Origin of the sequence: Micromonospora lacuserhaii (genome assembly GCF_036902735.1) — a bacterium.
Lineage (GTDB): Bacteria > Actinomycetota > Actinomycetes > Mycobacteriales > Micromonosporaceae > Micromonospora.
This window is the reverse complement of sequence record NZ_JBAKHO010000065.1, coordinates 17,994-28,360: the sequence shown is the minus strand read 5'-3', so window position 1 is coordinate 28,360 and position 10,367 is coordinate 17,994. Positions and strand designations below refer to the sequence as shown.

Annotated in this window: 12 protein-coding genes, 1 tRNA gene and 1 pseudogene; 9 read left to right on the top strand and 5 right to left on the bottom strand. The window is 68.1% G+C overall.

The genetic code is table 11. The annotated features are described in order from the left end of the window. Positions 1 to 1,036 (top strand): integrase core domain-containing protein (locus V6U81_RS26130; RefSeq protein WP_334493040.1); only part of this gene is annotated, 1,036 nt, incomplete at its 5' end. Between the two features lie 41 nt (positions 1,037 to 1,077). Here V6U81_RS26130 and V6U81_RS26125 read toward each other — a convergent pair. Beyond that, positions 1,078 to 1,695 (bottom strand): DUF2625 family protein, encoded by a 618-nt coding sequence (locus V6U81_RS26125; protein WP_334493038.1) that lies wholly within the window; start codon positions 1,693 to 1,695, stop codon positions 1,078 to 1,080. Positions 1,696 to 1,776: 81 nt separating this feature from the next. Continuing rightward, positions 1,777 to 2,082 carry a helix-turn-helix domain-containing protein gene (locus tag V6U81_RS26120; protein WP_420884089.1) on the bottom strand — a complete coding sequence of 102 codons (306 nt, stop codon included), beginning with the start codon at positions 2,080 to 2,082 and terminating at the stop codon, positions 1,777 to 1,779. A gap of 188 nt (positions 2,083 to 2,270) precedes the next feature. Here V6U81_RS26120 and V6U81_RS26115 point away from each other — a divergent pair, with 188 nt between their 5' ends. Further along, the gene (locus tag V6U81_RS26115) at positions 2,271 to 3,236 is read left to right on the top strand and encodes a zinc-binding dehydrogenase (RefSeq protein ID WP_334493036.1); all 966 of its coding nucleotides are present in this window, start codon (positions 2,271 to 2,273) and stop codon (positions 3,234 to 3,236) included. 135 nt (positions 3,237 to 3,371) lie between these two features. Continuing rightward, on the top strand, positions 3,372 to 3,866 hold the full coding sequence (locus V6U81_RS26110) for an alpha/beta fold hydrolase (RefSeq protein WP_334493034.1): 495 nt from the start codon (positions 3,372 to 3,374) through the stop codon (positions 3,864 to 3,866). Positions 3,867 to 3,926: 60 nt separating this feature from the next. Here V6U81_RS26110 and V6U81_RS26105 read toward each other — a convergent pair whose 3' ends face one another. Then, the gene (locus V6U81_RS26105; protein WP_334493032.1) at positions 3,927 to 4,706 is read right to left on the bottom strand and encodes a transposase family protein; all 780 of its coding nucleotides are present in this window, start codon (positions 4,704 to 4,706) and stop codon (positions 3,927 to 3,929) included. A 306-nt stretch (positions 4,707 to 5,012) separates the two neighbouring features. Continuing rightward, a complete protein-coding gene (locus V6U81_RS26100) occupies positions 5,013 to 5,591 on the bottom strand; it encodes a glycosyltransferase (RefSeq protein WP_334493030.1) in 579 nt (192 codons plus the stop codon). A 39-nt stretch (positions 5,592 to 5,630) separates the two neighbouring features. On the opposite strand from V6U81_RS26100, the pseudogene V6U81_RS26095 reads away from it, so the two are divergent. The 5 genes and pseudogenes from V6U81_RS26095 to V6U81_RS26075 form a co-directional block, all read left to right on the top strand. Next, a pseudogene (locus V6U81_RS26095) lies at positions 5,631 to 6,245 on the top strand (DUF2637 domain-containing protein); the annotation flags it as partial. Continuing rightward, a complete protein-coding gene (locus V6U81_RS26090) occupies positions 6,242 to 6,508 on the top strand; it encodes a hypothetical protein (RefSeq protein ID WP_334493028.1) in 267 nt (88 codons plus the stop codon). The pseudogene V6U81_RS26095 and the gene V6U81_RS26090, both read left to right, overlap by 4 nt. Next, positions 6,508 to 8,289 carry a replication initiator gene (locus tag V6U81_RS26085; RefSeq protein WP_334493026.1) on the top strand — a complete coding sequence of 594 codons (1,782 nt, stop codon included), beginning with the start codon at positions 6,508 to 6,510 and terminating at the stop codon, positions 8,287 to 8,289. Before V6U81_RS26090 ends, V6U81_RS26085 begins: the two co-directional genes overlap by 1 nt. A gap of 25 nt (positions 8,290 to 8,314) precedes the next feature. Continuing rightward, positions 8,315 to 8,533 (top strand): helix-turn-helix domain-containing protein, encoded by a 219-nt coding sequence (locus V6U81_RS26080; RefSeq protein ID WP_130334517.1) that lies wholly within the window; start codon positions 8,315 to 8,317, stop codon positions 8,531 to 8,533. Then, positions 8,530 to 9,663, top strand: a complete 1,134-nt coding sequence (locus V6U81_RS26075; protein WP_334493022.1) for a site-specific integrase — start codon at positions 8,530 to 8,532, stop codon at positions 9,661 to 9,663. The genes V6U81_RS26080 and V6U81_RS26075 overlap by 4 nt, the downstream gene beginning before the upstream one ends. 69 nt (positions 9,664 to 9,732) lie before the next feature. On the opposite strand, the gene V6U81_RS26070 is transcribed toward V6U81_RS26075, so the two are convergent. After that, positions 9,733 to 9,806: transfer RNA gene (locus tag V6U81_RS26070), tRNA-Pro, on the bottom strand. A gap of 179 nt (positions 9,807 to 9,985) precedes the next feature. On the opposite strand from V6U81_RS26070, the gene V6U81_RS26065 reads away from it, so the two are divergent. Continuing rightward, entirely contained in the window at positions 9,986 to 10,366 is a 381-nt protein-coding gene (locus V6U81_RS26065) for a hypothetical protein (protein ID WP_334493021.1), read from the top strand. Position 10,367 lies beyond the last annotated feature (1 nt).

Genomic DNA, 10,367 nt, shown 5'->3' with positions numbered 1-10,367 from the left:
TGCTTCAGGAGGTGGTCCCGATTCAGCCGGAACCACGTGGTCAGTTTTCAGGCGGAGCCGACACATCGACGCGTTCCGGCACGAATACAACACCCAACGGCCGCACCAGTCCCTGAACATGGCATTCCCCGCCGACCGGTTCACCACCCCACCAGCCGACGAGCAGGTGCCGCTGCGGCTGCCCCCGGCGCTGGCCACCACCATCCCGGCGCCCAGAAAGCAGCTGCCAGCGCCTCCGTCACCTGCCGGGTCGGCCACCATCGCAGCCGCACCAGTGACAACCGGCGACGACGTCGGCCTGGCCGTGGAGGTCACCCGCCTCGTTCCCGCCTCGGGCAACCTCACCGTCTGCGGCCAACAGTTCTGGCTCAGCCCCACCCGCGCCGGACTCCCGGTCACCCTCTGGGCCGACACCACCGTCATTCACTTGCTCGTCGACGGCGTCCGACTCAAGACCGTCCCGTCCCGGCTCACCCCTACCCACCTGCGGCAGCTCCTCGCCGACGACGGCCAACCTGCCGGGCCACCACCGATCACCACAGGCCCCGTCCAGGCCGGCGCCCCGATCGAGGTCGAACGGCTCGTCAACGCCACCGGTCTGATCAGCCTCGCCGGCCGGCAACACCCCGTTGGCTACCACTTCGCCGGCAGGCGGGTCACCGTCCGCCTCGACCGCGGCCTCATGCAGATCACCGCCGACGGCGTTCTCCTGCGCAGCTTGCCCAACCCCCTCACCACCGCCGAGATCGCCCGCATCCGGGACGCCCGCCCCGCCGGACCCCCACCAACACCGGTAAACGAACCGGTGCGGGTCGAACGCCGCGTCAGCTGCCGAGGATCCCTAGTCATCGCCGGCCAACGCATCCACGTCGGCATCCACCATGCCGGAGCGACCCTGACCGTCGAAGCCGCCGACACCACCTTCCGCGTCCACGACGGCGACCTACTCGTCACCGAAGTGCCACGCACCACCGTCAAACCGATCGCCCGATTCAAGGTCCGCAAACCCGAGGCTGCCCGAAGGGCACCACGATGATGCCGGCTTCGGACAACAGACCCGCAGAGGCAGCGGTGTTTCTAGAGGAAGCCCAGCTGACGTGCCGCATCCTGGTGAACCGAAACGAGTTCAGCAAGCCGGATCGGCTTGCGGGACACCGCCGAGAGATCCTTGCCCTCCCGTGTCCACGGCGGCGGCCACGCGCTGATCCCCTGATACAGAGCAACGCTGGCCACCTCACTTTCCCACCCCGGCCACCGCAAGCCCTCATAGAACTGAGTCATGGCACCGGCGAGCATCGCCTCCAGCCAGTCGCCATACCCAAGCTCAAGATCCTGCCAAGCCAGATCCTCCGGGCCGAAGTAATGCACCGTCGGCCTTACACCCGGCTTCGCCTGCAACCACGCGAACTGCCCGCCCATCACATCGAAAGCGACGATCAGACGACCAGCCCCCGGGTCCATCTCGGCAGCCACATCCGGAAGCACGTCGTGCCCACCCCCGAGCACCCGAAGCCAACCCTGATCGATCACCAGCCCGCCACTGTTAGCGACCACCGCCCCGAGCCACGACCTGGTCGTGATTTCCAAGGCCGCCAGGCATGCTCCCGCCCGCTGCGGATCGGCCGGCAGCACCTCCACCGGATACGGAGCTGCTGCCACCAGCGCCGAAATCTCGGACCATGCAGACTGTTCCATCCCCTCAGCCTCGCAGGAGGATCAACCCGTGCGACTCTGAGGGCCCGTCGCAATGCAAGCAAGATCGTCTAGCCGGACGTGTCACGCACGTTCCGAGACTGATCTGTCACGGAGGTCCTGAGACCCGACATCGCCGGCAGTCCGCTGTCCTGCGCCGACCTCCTCGACGTAGACGGCTTCGAACAGCTCCCGCCGGCTGGGGAAGTTCCGGTAGAGGGTGCCGATGCCCACGCCGGCGCGCCGGGCCACCTCCTCCAGCGAGGCCGACGCCCCGTTCTCGGCGAACGCCTCGCGGGCCGCCGCGATCAGAGACTCGTAGTTGCGCCGGGCGCCGGCCCGTTTGGGCCGCGGTGCGAAGACCTCGGGCAGGTGCCCTCCGCCGGTCATGACGTGCGTCACCTCACCTCGGTTGCATCCGGAGGCATCCCTCCGCTAGCTTAGCGGAGGCACCCCTCCGGAACTATCCGGAGGGGTGCCTCCGGATAGCTTACCTCGGTTCCCGGCCGGCTGATCGCGAATTACGCCCTAAAGGGGCTAGCGGCACCATAAACTAACGTAACGGAAGGAAAGCAACAATGCGAATCATCGCGGCATCGGAATTCGGCACACCCGACGTCCTACGCGTCGAGGAGTGGCCCATCCCCACACCCAAGCCGGACGAAGTAGTCGTCCAGGTCAAGGCGGCCGGCATCAACCTCATGGACAGCAACCTGCGTCGGGGCATGAACAAATCACTTCCGCTACCACTGCGCCTCGGTGTCGACGGCGCGGGCGTGGTCGTGGCCGTCGGCGAAGAATCCACCGCCAATGTCGGGGACCGAGTCGCATGGGACGGAGTATTCGGCAGCTACGCCGAGATCCTCGCAGTGCCGAACAAAAACATGATCCCCATTCCCCCCGGTGTGACCTTCGAAGCGGCCGCAGGTGGCCTGATGCAAGGACTGACGGCCCAGCACCTTTGCTACGACTCAGTCCCCGTCCCCAAAGACGCTGTCGTGCTCGTGCACTCCGCCGCCAGCGGCGTCGGCCGCATGCTCACTCAGCTGATCACGCATAGGGGCGGTCGGGTCATCGCCACCGTATCCCGCGCACATAAGGCCCGCTCGGCAACCGAGGCGGGCGCCTGGGAAGTGCTCGTACGCGACGAGGTCGAAGACCTGGGGGCGGCTATCCGGGAACTTACCAAGGGACAAGGCGTGGACATCGTCTTCGACGGAACGGGCAAGGCCCTATTCGACGTCAGCATCTCGGCCCTGCACTTTGGCGGCGTGTTCGTCCACTACGGCCGCGCCGGCGGGTTCATCCCCCCGATCAACCTGTGGGAACAACCTGACGGGATCCACCTCGTCCGCGCCCTCGGCATCCCCGCGCACGAGTCGATCGACCAGCGGCGCAGCCGCGCCCTACAAGTCATGAAATGGATCGAAGACGGCACCCTAGACGTCCTCATCGACCGCACGTACCCCCTAGAGGACGCCGCCAGAGCGCATCGCGACCTCGAATCCCAAGACACAGTAGGAAAGCTCCTACTCCTGCCCTGAACACACACAGCGCAGTGCGACGAGGATCTCCACATTGAACCGCCCCGGGTTCTGTGGAGACCTCCGCTGTTGGCTCCAGCCACCTCGCGGGGCTGGTGTTGAGCGTAGAACATCGATTCGTATTCGGTTGGTGGGATGTGCCCGATCGCTGAGTGCAGGCGCCTGTACCAGTTCCCGTCACTGACCCCGAAGGGACTAGGCTTCTGGAACTTTGGCTTCTTCAGCCTCCCCAACGGCCTGCCGGAACAGATCGTGGACGGTCGCGAGGCCCTGTGGGTGGATCGGTTCACCGATTCGATGGAAGTCCAGAAGACCGGCATCGGCGATGACGATGTCCGCGAGTACGCCCGGCACCTGCAAGACGACGCTCACCTGCGGGCCAGCTTCGACTACTTCCGCGCACTGCCCCAAGATGTCGCCGACAACGCTGAGTACGGTAAGACGAAGCTGACCATGCCGGTTCTCGCGCTCGGCGCCCGAGCCAGCCTCGGGGAGGCGGTACCAACCCAGGTCGCGCAGTACGCCACGACGGTAACTGGTGGCGTCATCGAGGACTCTGGCCACTGGATCTTCGAGGAACAGCCGGCCGAACTCACCGCGCAGCTCATGCAATTTCTCCAACAGACCTGAGTCGAACCTAAGGGACGTCTCGTAACTGGGTGAAGGTGTTGCCCGGCGCCGGGCCGGTGGTCAGCCGGCCAGGATGATGTTGTGGAGGTTGGCGATGCCAGAAGCGGCATCGGCCAATGTGTGGGCGGCGCGGCGGTAGTCGCGCAGGATCTTGAAGCACTTCATCCTGGCCAGGGCATGTTCGACCCCTGCTCGAACGGTCCGGTGGTCGACGTTGAGGGCTTCCTTCCAGTCCGGAAGGTCGCTGCCGTCGGCGGGCTTGCGGTACGGGATGATCACTTCGGGGTTGCCGCGGTAGCCGCCGTCGGCCATGACGGGCCGCCCGTTGAGCTTTTCCTCGATGCCGCTGGTGCGGTAGACGATCGTGTCGTTGCGGTTGCCGGGCTGCGGGTCGCCGACGACGATGACCAGGCGGGTGCTGGCGTCGATGGCGACCTGCAGGTTGGTCGAGTACCGGTAGTTCTTGCTGCGGGCGGCCAGGCGGTGGTCGCGGGTGGGGATCAGGGCGCCGTCGACGATGGCGATCTGGTCGACCGGCCGCCGGCGCACCGGCGCGAGGGCAAGCAGCGGGCCGAGAGTGTCGATGACCCGGTGCGCCGCGGAGTGGGACACCCCGAACAGCGGGCCGATCTGGCGCATGGTCAGGTTGGTGCGCCAGTAGGCGGCGACCAGCAGCACCCGGTCGGCGAGGTCAAGGGCCCATTGCCTGCCCGGCCGGCCGTCGGCGATGGCGTCACCGCCACGCTCGGCGACCAGGCGGACCAGCTTGCGGAACTGGGCGGGCTGCAGCCCCGCGAACGGAAAGATCCACTCAGGGTGCGCTGCCGTGATCACCTGCACCCAGGCATCCTGACCGATCGTCCTCAACGGACGGACACCGGGGTTACGAGACATCCCTTAGCCCGCCCGACAAGAGGCGCGTGGCGCATCCGCTTCTGCCGCTGACCGCGCGTTGCTGGTGGGCACCATCCATCGCGCGCCCTGGCAGCAGGCGGCGGATCAGTCACGCGGTGTGACGACCAGGCACTACCGGCCGACGAACTGTCACCCACCAACTGGAATAGATGCGTAACGCATCAACTGGAGCCTGACATCGCCGGCAGTCCGGCCGGCCTTCTGGGCGACGACCGCCGCCGGTTGCCCGGGTCAGGCGTTGGTCGAAAGGAAGAGGGCTCGTAGCGCGATCGCCCGGGACTCGATGAGCTGCATGCGGAGCTGCCACTCCGCGGTTGCAGTCCAGTCGGCCTGTGCGGTGATCTGGTCAGGGTGCTTCCGGTACAGCAACCCTGGTTCGTCAATGAAGTACCCGTCGGCTACTACTGAGGCTGCGAGCAGTAGTCCGGTGTCCTCGCCGCCGGGTAGCGCCATCCAGCCGCCGAGGGCAAGCGCGAGTTCCCGTCGGATGCACAGCGTTGCGGGGTGCACAGGTAGCCGGTAGCCGTTGTTGTGGAAGTAGGACAGGACCTCGGCTCGTTCGAGTTTGCCGCCCGCCGGGTCGGCATGTTGCCAGCTGATCGTTGACCCGTCCGGCATCAGGTCGAGCACGCTCGATGTTGTCCAGCCAAGCTCAGGGTGAGAGGTCAGAACTTCGATCTCGCGTGCGAGGGCGCCTGGTGTGAGCTGGTCATCAGCATCCAGGACCCGTAATAGAGAACCGGTGCTGCGTGCCATGGCCATGTTGCGGGCGACACCCGGACCACCCGGCTTGCCGACCCCGTCTAGCACACGCGGGTCATCAGGTAGAGCGGCTTCTACTTCGCCGGTGACGCCGCCATGGTGTCCATGCTCACCGTCGTCCGCACCTCCGGCATCGCCCGCGATGCCAAACGCGGAGCCATGGTCGTCTTCGCCTCCGCCGCGCTGCTGTCGGCCACCATCAACTTCGCCTCACCCGGCAGCCTCGGCCTGCGCCTGGTCTTCGCCCTGGTCGTCGTCCTCGTGATCGGCGTCGAACTCGTCGCCGGACGCATCCGCCCCGACTTCGCCGCCATCGAAGCCGAAGCCGCCGCCGTCAACGACCTGGCCACCAAAACCCCACCGGCCACCGAACACGCCGGCACCCCGGCAACCCCGCCGGTGGTCGACACCCCGCCGGCTCCTGCGCCGGTCGTCGACACCCCGCCGGCACCGACGCCGGCCGCCATCGAGGTACCCGCCCTCACCCCGATCCCCGTCGCCCGGCCGGAGGTCCCGGCGCACCTGGTCCCCACCGCCCGCTTCGTCATCGGACGACACGAGCAGACCACCGGCCGCCCCATCACCGCCGACGAACTCGCCAGCCTGCTCTCCATCACCCCGGACATCGCCCGAGAACTGCTGCACACCCTCACCGGCCACACCCCGGCCGTCAACGGCACCCCGGTCGGTGGTGCCCGATGACCATCCACGTCGTCGACATCGAATACACCACCCACACCTGCCCGGCCTTCGCCGAGCCCCACCCCTACGACACCCGACGCACTGTCATCGACGTCATCCCCGGTGGACCCTGCCGAACCCCGGTCACCATCCGCTGCGGCAACGTGACCACCACCATCCCGTGCCACCGGCACGAACCGGCCGACCGCCAGTGCGGACCCTGCCGGACCATCGTCACCCAACACACCATCACCAACTGGCACCTCGCTGGCGAGGCTGCCTGATGGCTTCGACGCTGGACCTCACACCCCGCGCTTCGGCCCGGGGTGTGGGCTCGAACGCCGACACCATCGCCCCGTTCGTCGGCTACACCGCCGCCGGCTCCGCCTTCACCCGCGCCACCGACCCTGACTACTTCGGCTGGCTGGAGCACGTCCGGGCCGCCGCTGGCTGCACCCGCCCGATCCGCCTCGCCGGGCAGCTCCTTACCGTCGAGCACGGTTCCGGCCGGCTGCTGGACGCCCGGCACACCGACGCGATGCCGGATGCCGCGATTTACAAGGCGTGCGGCAATCGCCGCGCCACCGTCTGCCCCACCTGCGCCACCGTCTACCGACGCGATGCCTACCAACTCCTGCGTGCCGGCCTCGTCGGCGGTAAAGGCGTTCCCGACACCGTCTCCCGCCACCCGGCCGTGTTCGCCACCTTCACCGCCCCGTCCTTCGGCCCGGTCCACGTCCGGGCGGTCAAGCGGCACACCTGCACCAATCGAAAGCGCTGCGACTGCCGCCCCGACCCCTGCCACGCCCGCCGCACCGACGACACCACCGCCGCCACCTGCGCCCATGGCCGGCCCGCCGTCTGCTGGGCACGCCACGAACCGACTGACGCGGTCCTCGGGCAGCCGCTGTGCCTGGACTGCTACGACCACGACCACCAGGTGGTCTGGAACGTCTTTGCGGGTGAGCTGTGGCGGCGCACCAAGCAAGCCGCGGAACGCCACCTGGCCCAGCTCGCCCGCCGACGCGGTATCCCACCGGTCGAGGTGGTCACCCCCTCCGGGAAGGTGCGCAAGGTCGCCCCGGTCCGGCTGTCCCATGGCAAAGCCGCCGAGTTCCAAGCGCGCGGGGCGGTGCACTTCCACGCCCTCATTCGCCTCGACGGCGTCCACCCAGCCGACCCCACGGCCGTGGTCCCGCCGCCGGTCGGGTTCACCGCCGCCGACCTCGACGACGCCATCCGCCACGCCGCCGCCCAAGTCGACTACACCACCCCCGGCCACCCCGCCGGCTGGCCCGTCGTCTGGGGTCGCCAGCTCGACGTCCGCCCCATCTCGCTGACTGGTCGTGGTGAGGTCACCGATGGCATGGTCGCCGGCTACCTTGCCAAGTACGCCACCAAGAGCACCGAGGTAACCGGGCACCGCTCCGTCAGGCTGGACGCCGATTCGATCGGCGACTACGCCGACCCCGACGGCGACCACACCGCCCGCCTCATCGACGCCTGCTGGCGACTCGGCCGACCCACCGGCACACCCGTCCCGCTCTCCCAGCGGCCCCGGGACCACCGGCCTACACCCGGCTTCGTCGAGCGCTGGCAGTGCCCCGATTGCGGCACCCACACCCGCTACGCCGCCTGCCCCGTCTGCGTCGCCCACCGTCAAGTCAGCCTTGACGCCGAACCGACGAAACCGGCCACGATCAACCCGTACGCCCGGCTGCGCCGCTGGGCTCACATGCTCGGCTTCGGCGGCCACTTCCTCACCAAAGCCCGCCGCTACTCCGTCACCTTCCAACTCCTTCGCGACACCCGCGTTACCTACCGCCGCAACAAGGACCAGGACCACGGCGCCGGCGCGGACATCAAGGCCGTCGACCACCTCGACGACACCACCCTCATCGTCGGCACCCTCACCTTCGCCGGCGTCGGCTGGCACACCACCGGAGACGCCCTCCTCGCCAACACCGCCGCCGCCCTCGCCCGCGCACGACACGCCGCCGGCCGCGAAGAACTCGCCCACGAACTCGGCACCACCCCCGCCGGCACCGTGCCGGCCGCCGCTTAGGTGGCACCAACGAGAGGAGAGTGATTTGACCGCATCCACCATCGACGCGACGTCCAAGGCGCTCTACCGCATCCCTGAGGCCATGCGGCTGCTCAGTCTGTCTCGGACCGTCATCTACGAACAGATCCGGGCCGGCCGACTGCGCACCGTCCGACAGGGACGATCTCGGCTCGTCTCCGCCGCCGCGATCACCGCCTACGTCGACCTACTCGAACAGGAAGCCCGGAAAGGAGGCATCCGATGAGCCAACGCCGCGCCCGAGGAGAAGGCGGCCTGCACTGGGACGAGTCTCGGCAACGGTGGATCGCCAGCGTCACCGTCGGGTACACCCCGGCCGGCAAGCGGATCATGCGCAGAGGTAGCGGCAAGACCAAGACCGAAGCCCGTACCAAACTGCGGGAGAAGATCCGCGACTACGAAGACGGCCTTGCCCTGGTCCAGGATGGGAACACCGTGGCCGACGCTCTCAACGACTGGCTCGCCTACGGCCTGAGTCGCCAGTCCGAGAATACGAAGACGAACTACACCACTCTCGTGCGGTCGCACATCATCGGCGACCTCGGTGCGAGGAAGCTGCGAGACCTCAGCGCCACCGACGTGGACCGCTGGCTCATGGGCAAAGCCCAACACCTGAGCACCCGCACTCTGCGACTCCTCCACTCCTTGCTCAACCGCGCGGTCAATCGGGCCATGGCGCGGGACAAGGTCAAGCGCAACGTTGTGGCACTTCGCGCAGTGCCCTCCGGTCGTGGCGGCCGTCCGTCGAAGTCACTGACACTTGACCACGCCAAGTCGCTCCTGACCGCTGCCGAGAGCAGCTCGTTGCACGCCTACATCGTGCTCTCACTGCTGACCGGCGCTCGCACCGAGGAACTGCGCGCGCTCACCTGGGACCATGTCGACCTCAACGGCAAGCCGGACAACGATCCGCCGGTACCGCCGTCCATCCAGGTGTGGCGCTCGGTCCGCGCCGATGGTGACACCAAGACGAGGAAGTCCCGTCGCACCCTGGCTCTGCCAGCCCGGTGCGTTACCGCGCTCACAACCCACCACGAGCGCCAGGGTAAGCCCTCCGCTGGCCGCCTCGTGTTCGCCTCTGCCGCCGCCACTGCCCTCGATCGGCATAACGTGCTTCGGGCCTTCCGCCCGGTCGTCGCCAGGGCGGGCCTTGACCCGCGCGACTGGACACCCCGCGAGCTGCGACACAGCTTCGTGTCTCTGCTGTCCGACAGCGGCGTGAGCATCGAGCAAATCGCCGACCTCTGCGGTCACTCCGGCACGACGGTCACCGAGAGCGTCTACCGGCACCAACTCCGGCCCGTGCTCCTCGCCGGGGCCGTCGCCATGGACAAAATCTTCGACGATGAGGCGTAGACACTCAGTTAGACACTCAGACGCGAAAAGAGGGCATATCCATCGATCGGATATGCCCTCTGAGCTGCGTCGGGACGGCCGGATTCGAACCGACGACCCCTTGACCCCCAGTCAAGTGCGCTACCAAGCTGCGCCACGTCCCGATGCCCCCGCGTGGTTTCCCCCGCGACAGCCGGTACAGCTTAGCGCAGGATCTTCGCACCGCGCGCGCAGGCCCCGCCGGAGCAGTTTGAGCCCCGACCGGGTCGCGCCGACCGGGCGCGGCAGGGGTCAGGTCGCAGTCGCCGGCAGAGCATCCACGGATTCGGCATCCGGGTGCCCGATGTCGGTCAGCAGCCTGGACGCCGTACGCCAGGCACCCCCAGCGACACCCCGCGTCTGTCTGCACGCGGCCGAGCCGTACCAGAATCTGCGTCTGCTGATAGCGGTCCCCCACCTGTTCGCGCAGCTCGGCCGCGCGCCGGAAGGCGGCGATCGCCGCCGCGTGCTGGCCGAGCGCCTGCCTCACCGAGCAGATGGTGTCCCGAAGCGCCGCCTCACCCCGAGGGTCGAGCAGCGCGATCGCCTGCTCGACGATGGGCAGCGCCACAGCGGGCTCGCCGATCTCCGTGCGGCACACGGCGACCAGGTTCAGCGCGAGGCCCTGGCCGCCGGGGTTGCCGGCGACAGGATCGCCCGTCGCCGAGCACGGCCGGTCGGGTAGC